The 15,394-nt window shown below is 62.3% G+C and carries 10 protein-coding genes and 1 pseudogene; 4 read left to right on the forward strand and 7 right to left on the reverse strand.

Annotated features, from left to right (window positions below):
- Positions 1–59: 59 nt before the first annotated feature.
- The 3 genes and pseudogenes from ACI5GA_RS25055 to ACI5GA_RS25065 all read left to right on the forward strand — a co-directional run bounded on the left by ACI5GA_RS25055 (position 60) and on the right by ACI5GA_RS25065 (position 3,029).
- Positions 60–1,350: pseudogene (locus ACI5GA_RS25055) on the forward strand (CitMHS family transporter).
- Positions 1,351–2,709 carry an acyclic terpene utilization AtuA family protein gene (locus ACI5GA_RS25060; protein ID WP_404633146.1) on the forward strand — a complete coding sequence of 453 codons (1,359 nt, stop codon included), beginning with the start codon at positions 1,351–1,353 and terminating at the stop codon, positions 2,707–2,709.
- Positions 2,706–3,029: an AtuA-related protein gene (locus ACI5GA_RS25065; protein WP_404633148.1), complete on the forward strand. Its 324-nt coding sequence runs from the start codon at positions 2,706–2,708 to the stop codon at positions 3,027–3,029. Before ACI5GA_RS25060 ends, ACI5GA_RS25065 begins: the two co-directional genes overlap by 4 nt.
- Positions 3,030–3,179: 150 nt before the next feature.
- Here ACI5GA_RS25065 and ACI5GA_RS25070 read toward each other — a convergent pair whose 3' ends face one another.
- Together ACI5GA_RS25070 and ACI5GA_RS25075 are read right to left on the reverse strand one after the other, a co-directional pair.
- Positions 3,180–3,890, reverse strand: a complete 711-nt coding sequence (locus tag ACI5GA_RS25070) for a DUF3142 domain-containing protein (RefSeq protein ID WP_421425537.1) — start codon at positions 3,888–3,890, stop codon at positions 3,180–3,182.
- Positions 3,890–6,055: an outer membrane assembly lipoprotein YfiO gene (locus ACI5GA_RS25075; protein ID WP_421424705.1), complete on the reverse strand. Its 2,166-nt coding sequence runs from the start codon at positions 6,053–6,055 to the stop codon at positions 3,890–3,892. Before ACI5GA_RS25075 ends, ACI5GA_RS25070 begins: the two co-directional genes overlap by 1 nt.
- A gap of 349 nt (positions 6,056–6,404) precedes the next feature.
- Here ACI5GA_RS25075 and ACI5GA_RS25080 point away from each other — a divergent pair, with 349 nt between their 5' ends.
- The gene (locus ACI5GA_RS25080; protein WP_421424706.1) at positions 6,405–8,594 is read left to right on the forward strand and encodes a TonB-dependent siderophore receptor; all 2,190 of its coding nucleotides are present in this window, start codon (positions 6,405–6,407) and stop codon (positions 8,592–8,594) included.
- Between the two features lie 164 nt (positions 8,595–8,758).
- On the opposite strand, the gene ACI5GA_RS25085 is transcribed toward ACI5GA_RS25080, so the two are convergent.
- The 5 genes from ACI5GA_RS25085 to glcD form a co-directional block, all read right to left on the reverse strand.
- The gene (locus ACI5GA_RS25085; protein ID WP_421424707.1) at positions 8,759–10,936 is read right to left on the reverse strand and encodes a malate synthase G; all 2,178 of its coding nucleotides are present in this window, start codon (positions 10,934–10,936) and stop codon (positions 8,759–8,761) included.
- A 169-nt stretch (positions 10,937–11,105) separates the two neighbouring features.
- Positions 11,106–11,513, reverse strand: coding sequence for a heme-binding protein (locus ACI5GA_RS25090; protein WP_404633156.1), 408 nt, complete (start codon positions 11,511–11,513; stop codon positions 11,106–11,108).
- A 44-nt stretch (positions 11,514–11,557) separates the two neighbouring features.
- Positions 11,558–12,781: a glycolate oxidase subunit GlcF gene (gene glcF / locus ACI5GA_RS25095; protein WP_421424709.1), complete on the reverse strand. Its 1,224-nt coding sequence runs from the start codon at positions 12,779–12,781 to the stop codon at positions 11,558–11,560.
- A 3-nt stretch (positions 12,782–12,784) separates the two neighbouring features.
- A complete protein-coding gene (gene glcE, locus ACI5GA_RS25100) occupies positions 12,785–13,858 on the reverse strand; it encodes a glycolate oxidase subunit GlcE (protein WP_421425538.1) in 1,074 nt (357 codons plus the stop codon).
- Positions 13,859–13,881: 23 nt separating this feature from the next.
- Positions 13,882–15,381, reverse strand: a complete 1,500-nt coding sequence (gene glcD / locus ACI5GA_RS25105) for a glycolate oxidase subunit GlcD (RefSeq protein ID WP_421424712.1) — start codon at positions 15,379–15,381, stop codon at positions 13,882–13,884.
- Positions 15,382–15,394: the final 13 nt, after the last annotated feature.

A 15,394-nucleotide genomic window follows, 5' to 3' on the forward strand; every position in this document is an offset into this window, starting at 1 on the left:
CTGAAAACAACAACAGCTTGTTCCGCCGCCCGCCGGTCAGGAATGACAAGGATCAGCCCATGCTCGCCACCCTCGGTGTCATCACCATTCTCTGCTTGCTCGCCACCGTCATGAGCAAACGCCTCGCCTCTGGTTGCCCTGATCGCCTTGCCGATCATCGCCGCGCTCATCGGCGGTTTCGGTCTGCAAACCAGCGGGTTCATCATCACCGGTATCAAGAACGTCGCCCCTGTGGTCGGCATGTTCGTGTTCGCCATTCTGTTTTTCGGGGTGATGACCGACGCCGGGATGCTCGACCCGATCATCGATCGCATTCTGCGTACCGTGGGCACGCGGCCTACACGCATCGTGGTCGGCACGGCGTTGTTGGCACTGCTGGTGCACCTGGACGGCTCGGGGGCGGTGACCTTTCTGGTGACGATCCCGGCGATGCTGCCGTTGTACACGCGCTTGGGCATCGATCGACGGATCCTGGCCTGCGTAGCGGCGATGGCGGCGGGGGTGAATTTCCTGCCGTGGACCGGCCCGGTGCTGCGCTCGTCGGCAGCCCTGCATGTACCGGTGGCCGAGCTTTTTCAACCGCTGATTCCGGTGCAGATCGTGGGTCTGGCCTTCGTCTTTATCAGCGCCTGGCTGCTGGGCCGTCGTGAAGAAAAACGTCTGGGTCTGGGGGCCGGAGTCCAAGTGGATGTGGTGCCCGAGCGTGTACTCACCGAGCAGGAAGAAGTGCTGCGGCGCCCACGGCTGTTCTGGCTCAACCTGCTGCTGACTATCGTGGTCATGGCGGTGATGATCGCCGGGTGGGTCGATCCGGTGGTGATGTTCATGGTCGGCACGGTGCTGGCGCTGTGCATCAACTACCCGAACGTCGATGCCCAGCGCGCCCGTATCGACGCCCACGCCAAAACTGCGCTGACCATGGCCAGCATCCTGCTTGCCGCCGGGGTGTTCACCGGGATCATGCAAGGCACCGGCATGCTCAAGGCCATGGCCGAAGTGGCAGTGGCGCAGATTCCGGCTGGCCACGGCAAGCTGATTCCGATGGTGGTGGGTTTCCTGTCCATGCCGCTAAGCCTGCTGTTCGACCCTGATTCTTTCTATTTCGGCGTGATGCCGGTGATCGCCGAAGTGGGCCGCGCATTGGGTGTCGACCCGCTGCAAGTGGCGCAAGCCTCGTTGTTGGGTGTGCACACCACGGGCTTCCCGGTCAGCCCGTTGACCCCTGCGACCTTTCTGCTGGTGGGGCTGTGCAAGATTGAGCTGGCCGACCACCAGCGTTTCACCATCCCGTTTCTGTTTGCCGCATCGGTGCTGATGACCCTCACCGCATTGCTGCTGGGAGTGTTTTGAATGAAGACTTTACGTATCGGCTCCGGCGCCGGGTATTCCGGCGACCGCATCGAGCCTGCCGTGGAACTGGCCGACAAGGGCGCGCTGGATTATCTGGTGTTCGAATGTCTGGCCGAGCGCACCATCGCGTTGGCGCAACAGGCGCGTCTGAGCGATCCCGATGCCGGTTTCGACCCGTTGCTGGGCGAGCGCATGCGCCGTGTGCTGCCGTTCGTGGCGCGTGGTCGTGAGGCGGGGCAGAAGCGTTTGCGGGTGATCAGCAACATGGGCGCGGCCAACCCGCTGTCGGCGGCGAAAGCTGTGCGTCGTGTCGCAGCGGAACTGGGTCTGCATGGCCTTAAAGTGGCCGCCGTGACGGGGGATGACGTGCTCGCGCAGTTGAGTCCCGAACAGTTGCTCGACAACGGCTCGACCCTCGGCGGCTTGGGTGACCGGCTGGTGTCGGCCAACGCCTATCTGGGCGCCGAGGGTATTGTCGAAGCGCTCAAGGCTGACGCCGATGTGGTGATCACCGGTCGCGTCGCCGACCCCTCACTGTTCCTCGCGCCGCAGATGTTCGAGTTCGGCTGGGCGCAGGATGACTGGACGAAGCTGGGGCGCGGCACCTTGACGGGCCATTTGCTGGAATGCGCGGGGCAGATCACCGGGGGCTATTTCGCCGACCCGGGCGTGAAGGAAGTGCCTAACCTGGCGCGTCTGGGCTTTCCCCTTGCGCAGATCGATGCCGAGGGCAGGGCGGTGATCAGCAAGGTGGCGGGTTCCGGCGGGCGAATCGACACGGCCACGTGCACTGAGCAGATGATTTACGAAGTTCATGATCCCGAGGCGTACCTCACGCCGGACGTGACTGCGGATTTTTCCGGTGTGTCATTCAGCGTCTTGGCGCCGGATGAAGTGCAGGCCGAGGGCGCAAATGGCCATGCCCGACCTGAAACGCTGAAGGTGTCGGTCGGCTATCTCGACGGCTGGATCGGCGAAGGGCAGATGTCCTATGGCGGACCGGGCGCTCTGGCCCGTGCGCGACTGGCGCGGGAGATCGTGCTGGAGCGTCTGAACATCATCGGTGTGGTGTGCGATGACGTGCGTGCCGAGCTGATTGGTGTCGATTCGCTGCACGGTACTGAACTGGGTTCTCGCACGGACAGTGATCCGTGGGAGGTACGCCTGCGGGTGGCCGCGCGTTGCGCAGACAGAGCCGACGCCGTACGCATCGGCAACGAAGTGGAAACGCTGTACACCAACGGCCCGTATGGCGGCGGGGGCGCCAGCAAATCGGTACGTCAGGTGGTGGCGGTGGCGTCGCTGTTGTTGCCGCGAGATTCGGTCAAACCTGAGGTTCATGTGGAGGAAGCGTCGTGAGCGCAGTCAAATTGCGGGACCTTGCCCATTCTCGGACTGGAGACAAGGGCGACACGTCGAACATCTCGGTGGTTGCGTTCAAGGCTGAGGACTATCCACGGTTGCTGGAGCAACTGACGGTCGAGCGGGTAACGGCGCATTTTGCCGAGTTGCTGGACCCCAAGGCAGGAGCGGTACGGCGCTATGAATTGCCGAACGTGCAGGCGCTGAATTTCGTATTGCCGGGGATTCTGAAAGGCGGCGTGACCCGGTCGCTGGCGCTGGATGCCCATGGCAAGGCGCTGGGCGCGGCGTTGTTGGATATCGAAATCGAGCGATGATTTGCCGATCGCGCATACCCGTTGTGGGAGCCGCCTTGGGGGCGAAAGCGGTTGATCAGTTGCAGAGGTGGTGCATGACACACCGCCTTCGCCAGCAAGCCGGCTCCCACAGGTGCTGCGTTTGTCGGACGTGAGGGGGGCGCGACGGAGTCAGGGGCCATTCTGCAAAAACACCACATACCCGCGAAACCACGGACTCTCGCGCAGAAAATCCGGCTCGGCCCATTCCCCGCCCTGTATCAATCCGATCTTGAACGGCAGCTCCAAACGGCTCACCCGAGGCAAGTACGCGGCGTAATCGGGAATGCTCTGTCGCCCCTGATAGGTCTGCACCACAACTTCGTCCACCACGCCTTTCAACTGCACGATGGCCTGTGGATCGGCGTTGCTGCTCCAGTCCATCAGCCCGGTGATGCTCAATTGGTAACGCGAGGGCAGGCGCTGGCGCAGGTCCTTGAGAAACGCCACGTAATCCTGCAAATACCGGGTGCGGGCATCGAAATCGATCTGAATGCCGACGACCGCATTGCCCGCCTGTTGCCAGCGTTGCACCTGACCCAGTAACCGGCGGTAGACCGGCTCCGGCCAGCGCAAGGTATGGGCACGATAAACGATCCACACCGCCTGTTGCGGCAAGCGCGTAATACTTATCCCTTGGGCGATGAAATCGACCCGTTGTCGGTCACGACGTGGCGCAAATACCTGGCCCTGCAACACGTACAGCGTTTTCGCCTGATCCAGGACGGGCTGCGAAGCGACGCCGCTCCACAGCCAGAATGCATCGTGGTCCCGGGCATCCACGTCGGCCAACGCTAAGCCACTGCACAACAGCCCGATCAGCGCACAGCCCAGCCATCTCATCACCAGTAATACTGCAATGATTTTCCCCAGGTCGTGCCGCTGTACGTGCTCTTCAACTGACGAAACCAACCCTTGCGCACCGACGGTTCGACCTCTTTGCCGCCGCAACTGTTGTAGCCCGACGGCGCATAGCAGTTGATCGCACGGAACAGTGCGTAGGCCTTGTCTTCTTTTGTGGCTTTGGCGTCGGCGATAACCGTTTGATAGCCGTCGAGACGGGAGAACACCTCGCCTTTGAACGCCGGTTCGCTGCTGCCCAGTTGCGGCGCAGCCGGGCGTTGATCCAGCGGCATGCTGTCCAGACCATTGCGCAGTATGAACTCGCCCAGGCAGTTCAGGCCTTTGGCGTCTTTGCCGTCGGCTTGCAGAACGGCAGCGATCTCGCCAATGCTCGGGCAGGTGTACCCGGACTCGGCTTTATCGCCCCTCCAGCGGAACAGTTGCAGAGTCTGGCCAGTGCCGTAGACGTAACCCAGGCTGGTGCTCAACTTGGTGTCAGCGGGCTTTTCCGGCAGTGATTTGAGGTCCTCGGCGAACGCGGCGTACTGGCTGTGCAAGAGGTCCTTGTAGAGCAGCACGAATTGCGCAGTGGCTTTCTCGTTGTCGCTGATGCCCCGGCTGATTTGCTGACGCAACAGGGGCGTGTCGGCGACTTTGCCCAGCAGGATCAGTCGCACCTGAGCGGACTGGATCGGCGAATCACTGGCAAACACCTTGGCCAATTGATCGCCGTGTTCGTAGTTCCAGGCCAATGCCAGTTCCAGTTGCTCCCGTTGCAGCGGTTCGTTGGCCAATGGCAGCAGACTCAGCCACAGTTTCTGCGCGCCGGGCAGGTCGCCGCTGGCTTCCAGCGCCAGACCCCGCAGGGTCTGCTGGCTGAAGGCGAGGTAGTCGAGCTGAGCGGGCAGCGCGTCGGGCAGGTGTTTCAGCGCCTCGTCAGGCTGTTTGTCGATGTAGAACGCGAACACCGCCTGCAAGTAGTCGAACATCGCCGGTTGCCCGGCAAACACCGCTTTCTGGGCCAGGAGTGTTTCCCGAGTCATTTTCGCCGGGCTGTCCGGGCGCATCAGCATCAGGTCACGCGTGGCGGTCATGAGCGGCGCCGGCGTGGCCTCGACCACGGTCATCAACAGCTTGTTGTCCGCCTCCTGAATCAACGCCTCCAGCGGCAGGTTGCGTTGTTCGTCGTCACGTTGAGTGAGCAGCTCATCGTAGTCGGCGGCCAGCGTGTCGAAATCGTTCGTCAACCAATGCACACGGCGCATCAGCCCCTTGGCCGAACGGGTGTACAGACCTTTCGGGTAGGCGGCCAGATACTGCTCGAACGCCTCGGCGACCTTGGCCAATGGCGCCGGGTCGAGGTTGTCCTTGAGGGTGCCGTATTCATCGAAGGCGTCTTTCTGCGCATCGTTGAGCCGGGTGCGGGCGACCATGTAACGCGCCGTTTCCTTGAGCCACGGTTGTGGATTGTCACTCAGGCTGGCGAAACCGGTTTCGGCCTGGGCAAAACGGCCACTGTAGAAATCCGAGGCGGCTTGCAGGTAGGTGACGAACGCCTTGCCTTGCTCAGACTGAACATCGGCAGGCAGCAAGGCCGCCTGTTTCTCGCCTTCCCAGGTGCAACTGTCGAGCAATTGCACGCGGCTGCGTGCCAGCGACTGCCGCTCGGCATCGGACAGCGAGGGCGTGCTGAGCAACTCTCCGATAAAACTTGCGGCGCTGTCGTCCCGGTTGCTGCGGCAGCGGCTGCCTTCGCCCTGTAAGAACGCTTGCCCTGCGCTGTCGGTGCTGTCGCGTTTGACGCCCAGTCGTTCCAGTGCATCACTCAGCGCTGCGGCCCCTGATTCTTCACTCTCGTCGCCCTCGATTTCCCCTTCTTCCAGACGCGTAACGGCGAACGGCACCGGGCCGTAGCCTTCGGACCGTTCGTCTTCGCTCAGCGCGTTGGGCTTGAGCGCCAGCGCCTGACGGTCCGCCAACAGCAGACGCAGGTTCACCCGGCTGTCATTGCCAGGGCTGAGGAAGGGCAGGTTGTTGCAGACGTCCAGTGAGTCGCGCAGCAGCGACCAGGTGGGGTAGCAGGAATCGTCACTGCTGGCCTGGGCTCCACCGCAGAGGGTCGCGCCGATGATCAATGCAAGAGGCGTCAGAGAGCGGATACGCATGAACAATCCTTGATTTCGCTACGTAGAAGGAGAGGGTGAGGCGGGCGAATGATACAGGGTGTTTCCAAAATGCGGATTGCTGGCGTTTTGATGATTCCTCCTTATCGCGCAACACCGCGCAAGCCTGTGGGAGCCGGCTTGCTGGCGAAAGGGGTGTCTCAATCAAGACCACTGTGTCTGACCTGACGCTTTCGCCAGCAAGCCGGCTCCCACAGTCTGTGCTCCGGATAAAGATCAAAATTATTTTCAAAAAACGGGTGAGGTAAACCCCGCTGGCAGCCGTGTAGTGAGAATCAGATTCGTTTCTAACGAACGCCACCACTCCTCGACAGCTCAGGTTTATCCGTTCATGACAGCTCAATCCGGTTCGCGTGTGTTCCCTTCGCCCATTCTTCGTCCCGTCGCGCGGGGGCTCTGCTCGGTCACGGCGATGTTGTGCTCTCTGGGCATGAGTTCACTGGCCAGCGCCGAAGAAATGCAACTGGAAGCGACCAACATCGACGCCACTTCGCAAACCGAAATCAGCGAAACCGAGCACAGCCGTACCAGCTACCAGGCGCGTAAGGCCTCCGTTGGCACCCGCACCGAAGTATCGCTGGTGGAAGTGCCGCAGACCGTGAACGTGGTGACCAATCGGGTGATTGAAGACCGTCAGCCCAACGGCCTCGACGAAGCCATCAACGCGGTCAGCGGGGTCAAGCAGGGCAACACCCTCGGCGGCACCCAGGACGCGATTCAGAAGCGTGGTTTTGGCACCAACCGCGACAACTCGATCATGCGCGACGGCATGCAATCGGTGCAGGCGCGTAACTTCACGCCCACCACCGAGCGCATCGAAGTGCTCAAAGGCCCCGCGTCGATGCTCTATGGGGTTCAGGACCCGGGCGGGGTGATCAACGTGGTCACCAAGAAGCCGCAATTGGTGGATGCCCGTTCCATTTCTGTGTTCGGCACCAGCTTCGGTGGCGGCGGCGAGCAGATCGACGTGACCGGCCCGATTGGCACCAACGGCTTGGCCTACCGCTTTATCGCTGACAAGCAGAACTACGATTACTGGCGCAATTTCGGCAGCATCGACCAATCGGTCGTCGCGCCGTCCCTGGCCTGGTACGGCGACGACACCACGGTGTCGGTGGCGTACGAGCACATGGAATATTCGGTGCCGTTCGACCGGGGCACGCAGATCAACACCCAAACCGGCAAGGTGCTGGACATCCCGCGCACCCGTCGTCTGGACGAGCCGTTCAACGTCACCACCGGGCGTTCCGATTCCCTCGACTTGCGCATGGACCATCGCCTCAACGACACCTGGACCCTGCGCACCGGTTACGCCTACAGCCGCAACTACTACAACGATTACCAGTCGCGCTTCATCTCGGCCAACTACACCACCGGCGCCGTGACCCGTCGTGGCGACGCCACCCGCGATGCCGTGCAGTACGCCCACACCGCCACCGTCAACATGCTCGGCAACCTGTACTGGGGCGACATTCGCCATGAAGTGATGTTCGGCGCCGATTACATGAAGAACTACCGCGATTTGGGCGACCTGTACCGCAGCGCCAACAAGGTTGACTTCAACTACAACAACCCGGTGTACGGCGCCACCGCGCAACCGAGCACGGTCAGTGCGGCGAACAGCGATCAGACCGACCACCTGCGCACCCATGCCTTCTTCGTGCAAGACGCGATTCACCTCAATGACCAGTGGATCCTTCAGGGCGGTCTGCGCTACGACGCTTTCGACGAACTGACCGGCAAGGGCCGTCCGTTCGTGGTCGGTGCCGATGTCAAAGACAGCAAAGTCGTACCGCGTGTGGGCCTGGTGTACCTGATCCAGCCGGACTGGTCGGTGTACGGCAGCTACACCGAATCGTTCCGCCCGAACACCTCGATTGCCTCGCCCATCGGCGACCTGCCGCCGGAGGAGGGCAAGTCCTACGAGATCGGCACCAAGTTCCAGAACGATGCGATGACCGCCACCGTGGCGCTGTTCAACATCGACAAAAAGAACGTGCAGACCAGCGAGCCCTGCGGCGTGAACGGCAGCGAAACCTGCACCCGCGTTTCGGGTGAAGTGCGTTCCCGCGGCCTGGAAGCGGACATCACCGGGCAACTCAACGAATTCTGGAGCGTGACCGGCAGCTACGCCTACACCGACACCAAGGTGCTGGAAGACCCGGTGCTCAAGGGCGAGCCACTGGACGGTGTGTCGAAACATACGGGTGCCGTGTACCTGACCCGGGACTTCGGCCATGTCGGCGTGGGTGATCTGCGTGCCGGTGCCGGTGCGCGTTTTGCCAGCCGCTGGGGTGTGAACGACGGCTCGGGCAAAGAGTATTACCTGCCGTCCTCCAAGGTGGCCGACGCCTTCGTCTCTTACAAAATGAAACTTGACGAGCGCGACCTGACCCTGCAGTTGAACCTGAAAAACATGTTCGACGAGAAGTACTACACCTCGTCCAGCGGTTTGGGTTCACCGGCGATTGCCATTGGCGAACCGCGTCAGTTGGTGGCGCGGGCGAAGCTGGAGTTTTAAATCCGCTGCTGGCGGAAACGATTTCAGCAACGCCGCCTGTAGCAGCACGGCTTGCCGGTGGTAGCGATTTCACAAACGCCACCGCCGGCAAGCCGGACTGCTACAGGGAAGGTGGCAATCTCACCAACGCATCCACCTGGCAGTCTGCGTTGCTACAGCGAGAATCACCCCTCCTTCTTGTACGCCAACCGGAACTGGTGCAACAGCGGCTCGGTGTACCCGCTCGGCTGTTCACACCCTTTGAACACCAGCGCGCACGCGGCCTGGAAAGCCACTGACTTGTCGAAGTTCTCGCTCATCGGCTTGTAACCCGCATCCCCCGCGTTCTGCTTGTCCACCACCTTGGCCATGCGCTTGAGTGTGTCCAGCGCTTCGTGCTCATGAATCACCCCATGAAGCAGCCAATTGGCAATGTGCTGGCTGGAAATACGCAGCGTCGCGCGGTCTTCCATCAGGCCAACGTTGTGAATGTCCGGCACCTTCGAACACCCCACACCCTGTTCGACCCAACGTACGACATAACCCAGCAGGCCTTGCGCGTTGTTCTCGACTTCCTCGCGAATCTGCTCGTCGGTCCACTTCGCTTCGGCGGCCACCGGAATGGTCAGCAGGTCGAGCTGGATCTGCTGGCTTTCGCCCTCCAGATCCACCTTCTCCAGTTCCTGCTGCACCGCCTTCACATCCACCTTGTGATAGTGCAACGCATGCAGAGTCGCGGCGGTCGGCGAGGGTACCCAGGCGGTGGTCGCACCGGCTTTCGGATGACCGATTTTTTGTTCCAGCATGTCGGCCATCAGGTCGGGCATCGCCCACATACCTTTGCCGATCTGCGCTTTGCCACGCAGGCCGCACGCCAACCCGACCAGCACGTTGTTACGCTCGTAGGCCTTGATCCACGGCGTGGCTTTCATGTCGCCTTTGCGCAGCATCGGACCTGCTTGCATCGAGGTGTGCATCTCGTCACCCGTGCGGTCCAGGAAACCGGTATTGATGAACGCCACCCGCGCCGAGGCCGCATTGATGCAGGCCTTGAGGTTGACACTGGTGCGCCGCTCTTCGTCCATGATCCCCATTTTCAGGGTGTTGCGCGGCAGCTTCAGGGCATCTTCGATGCGCCCGAACAACTGGTCGGCGAACGCCACTTCCGCCGGGCCGTGCATTTTCGGTTTGACGATGTACACGCTGCCCGCCCGCGAGTTGGTGCGGTTGTGCAGGTCGTGCAGGGCGATCAGGCTGGTGATCACGCCATCGAGAATGCCCTCGGGGATTTCCTTGTTGCCGTCGTAGGTGATCGCCGGGTTGGTCATCAGGTGGCCGACGTTGCGGATGAACAGCAGCGAGCGGCCATGCAGGGTCAGCGAACTGCCGTCGGCAGCGGTGTAATCGCGGTCAGCGTTGAGGCGGCGGGTGATGGTCTTGCCGCCCTTGACCAACTCTTCGGTCAGGTCGCCTTTCATCAGGCCCAGCCAGTTGCGGTAGATCACCAGCTTGTCATCGGCGTCGACGGCGGCTACCGAGTCTTCGCAGTCGATGATGGTCGACAGCGCCGCTTCCAGCAGCAGGTCTTTGATGCCTGCCGGGTCGCTGCTGCCAATCGGGCTGGTGGGGTCGATCTGGAGTTCGATGTGCAGGCCGTTGTTCCTCAGCAGGATGGCGCTCGGTTGCGCGACATCGCCTTGATAGCCGACGTACTTCTCGGGTTGCGCCAGCGGCGACTGGCTGCCGTCGGCGAGGGTGATGACCAGCGCGCCGCTATCGATGGCGTAGGCCTTGGCGTCGACGTGGGAACCGGACGCCAGTGGCGCGGCTTCGTCCAGCAGGTTGCGGGCGAAGGCAATGACCTTGGCGCCGCGCAGCGGGTTGTAACCGGCTTTGATCTCGGCGCCGTGACTGCTGTCGATGGCGTCGGTGCCATACAGCGCGTCGTACAGCGAGCCCCAACGGGCGTTGGCGGCGTTCAGCGCATAGCGGGCGTTGGCCGCCGGGACCACCAACTGCGGACCGGCTTGTTCGCTGATTTCACTGTCGACGTTGCGGGTGGTCGCCTGAACGCTGTCCGGCACCGGTTGCAGGTAACCGATGGAATCGAGAAAGGCGATGTAGGCGGGCATGTCGGTGACTGGCCCCGGGTTGGATTTGTGCCACTTGTCGAGCTGGGTCTGCAGGCGGTCGCGCTCGGCCAGCAACTCGCGGTTGATCGGCGCCAGGTCGTGGACCAGCGAATCGAAGTCGGCCCAGAAGACGTCAGGGTTCAGACCCGTTCCGGGAAGCACGTCCTCGTCGACAAAGCGCTTCAGATTGGCCGCCACCTTGAGGTTGTGGCAGTTGACGAATTCGGTCATCTCGGGCTCTCCGTTAAAAATGTCTGATTGAATCTGCGCGGTATCGCTTCTGCCCGAAGGGCGTGGGAGCCGGCTTGCTGGCGAATGCGTTTTGCCTGTGCCAAATAGGTTGACTGACCCACCGCCTTCGCCAGCAAGCCGGCTCCCACAAGATGAGTGGCTATCGAGCTTAACCGGCGTTTACAGCGGCCACACCCGCCTTGGCCACTTGCGCATCCTGATCGGCCTTCACGCCCGACACACCCACTGCCCCAATGGTTTCGCCGTTGACGATCACCGGCACGCCGCCTTCCAGCGACGTCAGCAGCGGCGCGGTCACAAACGCCGTGCGCCCGCCATTGACCATCTCTTCATACCCCTTCGACTCGCGACGACCCAGCGCCGACGTGCGGGCTTTTTCGATGGCAATGTAGGCGCCGATCGGCGCGCAGCCGTCCAGACGCTCGAAGCCCAGCAGGTGGCCGCCATCGTCAGTCACGGCGATGGACACCGCCCAGCCATTGTTGAGCGCTTCGGCGCGGGCGGCGCCGAGGATCTGAGTGACTTCGGTCTGGGTCAGTACAGATTTGGTTTTCATGGGCTTCTCCTGATGATTGTTGTAAGGGGCGAGACGGCCTGCGATCACATCGGATGCAGGGCGTCCTCGATAAGTTCGATCCAGTGCTTCACTGGCGTGCGACCGGCGCTGGCCAAGTGGGTCTGGCAACCGACGTTGGCGGTGGCGATAACCTCCGGATGGCCACTTTCCAGCGCGTTCATCTTGTTGTCGCGCAACTGCTTCGACAGCTCGGGTTGAGTGATCGAGTACGTGCCAGCCGAGCCACAGCATAGGTGACTGTCGGGCACTGCGGTCAGGTTGAACCCCAGACGGGTCAACACCGACTCCACCGCGCCGCCGAGTTTCTGCGCATGTTGCAGCGTGCAGGGGCAATGGAACGCCAGTTTCGTGCTGGTGCAGCTTCCGAGCTTTTCCAGCGGCTCGGCGCGCAGCACTTCTACGAGGTCTTTGGTCAGGGCGCTGATCTTCGCGGCTTTTTCAGCGTAGGCCGGATCGTCGCGCAGCATGTGTCCGTAATCCTTGACGAACGCGCCGCAACCGCTGGCGGTCTGCACGATGGCTTCGGCCCCGGCCTGTACGCTCGGCCACCAGGCATCGATGTTGCGACGGGCGCGTTCCAAGCCTTGCTCCTGAGCGTTCAAGTGATAATCCACGGCGCCGCAGCAACCGGTTTGAGCGATGGATGTGACGCTGATTTCCAGACGATCCAATACCCGTGCCGTCGCCGCGTTGGTGTTGGGCGACAGGCCCGGTTGCACGCAACCTTCGAGGATCAACATCTGCCGTGCGTGTTGCCGGGTCGGGCGTTCCTTGGCCGGGCGAATCTGGCCAGGCAGTTTGCTTTTCAGCGTAGTGGGCAGCAGCGGGCGAAGCGCGTTGCCCACTTGGGTCAGAGATTTGAATAGCCCAGCATTTGGCACCACCGCACGCAGGCTTTCACGCAGTACGCGCTGGCTCATGGGGCGCGGTACGGCGGCGTCGACCACGGCCCGACCGATGTCCAGCAGGTTGTGGTAATTGACCCCGGACGGGCAGGTGGTTTCGCAGTTCCGGCAGGACAGGCAGCGGTCCAGATGCAACTGGGTCTTTTCGGTGACTTCCTTGCCTTCCAGCACTTGCTTGATCAGGTAGATTCGGCCGCGGGGGCCGTCCAGTTCGTCGCCCAGCAGTTGATAGGTGGGGCAGGTGGCGTTGCAGAAACCGCAATGCACGCAACTGCGCAGGATGCTTTCGGCTTCGTCGCCACGGGGCAGGCTTTTCGCCTGTTCGCTCAGGGTGGTCTGCATGGTTCAAATCTCTGCGTACATTCGGCCCGGATTGAAAATCCCGTGCGGATCGAGTTGCGCCTTGAGCTGGTGGTGATAGCGCAAGACCGGCGCAGCCAGTGGCTGGAACGGGCTGTCTTCAAGGCCGTGGCTGTAACAGGTGGCGTGACCGCCGACGGCGTTGACGATGGCGCGAATCTCTTCGCCCGTGGCGTCGGACTTCAGCCAGCGTTGCGCACCGCCCCAGTCGATCAACTGATCACCCGGCAGGTCCAGCACGCCGGTAGGGGTCGGCAGCGACAGGCGCCACAGCGGGCGACCGTCGGTGAAGAAATCCAGTCGATGTTCGTTCAACGCCTGCCAATATGCCGGATCGATAGACTCGCCACCGAGGCGATCATGGGCTGCGGCCACAGAGCCTTCACCGCCCTCCAGGCGCAGACGCAATACCCGCCCGTCCTGACTGGCCGCGCTGATCGGCAGCGGTTGCTGGCCCCATTCAGCCAGACGGGCGAGTGCGTGCGGCGTGTCCATTTCCAGAGCGATGCTGGTGCACAGTCGCGGCTTGGGCAGCACTTTCAACGAAACTTCGGTGATCAACCCCAAACAGCCGAAGCTACCCGCCATCAGCCGCGACAGGTCGTAGCCCGCGACGTTCTTCATGACTTCGCCGCCGAATTTCAGGTGCTTGCCAAGCCCTGTGATGATGCGGGTGCCGAGCACGTAATCGCGCACCGAACCTGCCCACGGGCGACGCGGCCCGGACAGTCCGGCAGCAATCATGCCGCCCACCGTGGCATCGCCCACACCACCGTCGCTGTAAGTGGGTGGCTCGCACGGCAGCATCTGTCCGGCAGCGTCCAACGCGGCATTCAGCTCGCTCAGTGGCGTCCCGGCGCGGGCGGTGATCACCAGTTCGGTGGGGTCATAGGTGATGATGCCGCGATGGGCGCGGGTGTCGAGCACCTCGGCAGCTACCTCGCGACCGAGAAACGCCTTGCTGTTCGCGCCTTGAATGCGCAGCGGCAAACCGGATTGGATGGCCTCGTTGACTTGCGCCAACAGTTCATCACTGGCGTCGCGGTCCTGCGCGCTCAGGTTGATTTGACGTTCGGCACCCATCAGAAACGCTCCAGTTCAGGGAAGGGCAACTTGCCCATGTGCACATGCATCGCGCCGAATTCGGCACAGCGGTGCAGGGTCGGAATGTTCTTGCCGGGGTTGAGCATGCCGCTTGGGTCGAACGCTGCTTTCACCGCGTGGAACAGGGTCAACTCGTCGCTGTTGAACTGGGCGCACATCTGATTGATCTTCTCGCGGCCCACGCCGTGTTCGCCGGTGATGCTGCCGCCGACTTTCACGCACAGTTCGAGAATCTTGCCGCCCAAAGCTTCGGCGCGGTCCAGCTCGCCCGGCCGGTTGGCATCGAACAGGATCAGCGGGTGCATGTTGCCGTCACCGGCGTGAAACACGTTGGCCACGCGCAGGCCGTATTCTTCGGACAGCGCCGAAATACCCTTCAGCACACCCGGCAGTTCCCGGCGCGGAATGGTGCCGTCCATGCAGTAGTAATCCGGTGACAGCCGACCGACCGCCGGGAAGGCGTTCTTGCGACCGGCCCAGAAACGCACGCGCTCGGCTTCGTCTTTGGCCTGACGCACTTCGGTGGCCCCGGCTTTTTCCAGCACCGCGCGCACGCGGTCGCAGTCGTCGTGAACGTCCGCCTCAACGCCATCCAGTTCGCACAGCAGAATGGCCTCGGCGTCCACCGGATAACCGGCATGGATGAAGTCTTCAGCGGCGCGAATGGCCAGGTTGTCCATCATCTCCAGCCCGCCGGGAATGATGCCCTCGGCAATGATGTCGCCCACGGCGCGACCGGCTTTTTCCACCGAGTCGAATGCGGCCAGCAGCACCCGCGCCACCTGGGGTTTGGGCAGCAGTTTCACGGTGACTTCGGTGATGATCCCGAGCATGCCTTCGGAGCCGGTGAACAGCGCCAGCAGGTCGAAGCCGGGGGAGTCCAGCGCGTCGGAACCGAGCACCATGCGCTCGCCTTCAACGGTAAGGATGTCGACCTTGAGCAGGTTGTGCACGGTCAAGCCGTACTTGAGGCAATGCACGCCACCTGCGTTTTCCGCGACGTTGCCGCCGATGGAACAGGCGATCTGCGACGACGGATCGGGGGCGTAATACAGATCGAAGGGCGCCGCGGCCTGGGAAATCGCCAGATTGCGCACACCGGGTTGTACGCGGGCAAAGCGCCCGGCGGGGTCGATGTGCAGGATCTTGTTGAAGCGCGCCATCACCAGTAGCACGCCTTTCTCCAAAGGCAGAGCGCCGCCGGATAACCCGGTGCCTGCGCCGCGGGCCACCACTGGCACGCCGCGTTCATGACAGACCTTGAGCAGCGCTTGCACCTGCTCGACTCGTTCGGGCAGCACCACCAGCATCGGCGTGGTGCGGTAGGCCGAAAGGCCGTCGCATTCGTAGGGGCGCAGTTCTTCCTCGCGGTGGAGGATGTCCAGATCAGGCAATCGCGACTGCAAGGCTTGCAGCAACTGGGCCTTGTCGATGGCAGGCAACGCGCCATCGACGCGTTCGTCGTACAGGATATTCATGGTGGGTTCGTCA

Origin of the sequence: Pseudomonas sp. Pseu.R1 (assembly GCF_045764065.1) — a bacterium.
Taxonomy (GTDB): Bacteria; Pseudomonadota; Gammaproteobacteria; order Pseudomonadales; family Pseudomonadaceae; genus Aquipseudomonas.

What these genes read in the sequence shown, in the direction of transcription:
- glcF (WP_421424709.1), bottom strand. Translation starts at nt 12,781, where the DNA reads ATGCAGACCACCCTGAGCGAACAGGCGAAAAGCCTGCCCCGTGGCGAC.
- ACI5GA_RS25080 (WP_421424706.1), top strand. Translation starts at nt 6,405, where the DNA reads ATGACAGCTCAATCCGGTTCGCGTGTGTTCCCTTCGCCCATTCTTCGT.
- ACI5GA_RS25085 (WP_421424707.1), bottom strand. Translation starts at nt 10,936, where the DNA reads ATGACCGAATTCGTCAACTGCCACAACCTCAAGGTGGCGGCCAATCTG.
- ACI5GA_RS25090 (WP_404633156.1), bottom strand. Translation starts at nt 11,513, where the DNA reads ATGAAAACCAAATCTGTACTGACCCAGACCGAAGTCACTCAGATCCTC.
- glcD (WP_421424712.1), bottom strand. Translation starts at nt 15,381, where the DNA reads ATGAATATCCTGTACGACGAACGCGTCGATGGCGCGTTGCCTGCCATC.
- ACI5GA_RS25060 (WP_404633146.1), top strand. Translation starts at nt 1,351, where the DNA reads ATGAAGACTTTACGTATCGGCTCCGGCGCCGGGTATTCCGGCGACCGC.
- ACI5GA_RS25075 (WP_421424705.1), bottom strand. Translation starts at nt 6,055, where the DNA reads ATGCGTATCCGCTCTCTGACGCCTCTTGCATTGATCATCGGCGCGACC.
- ACI5GA_RS25070 (WP_421425537.1), bottom strand. Translation starts at nt 3,890, where the DNA reads ATGAGATGGCTGGGCTGTGCGCTGATCGGGCTGTTGTGCAGTGGCTTA.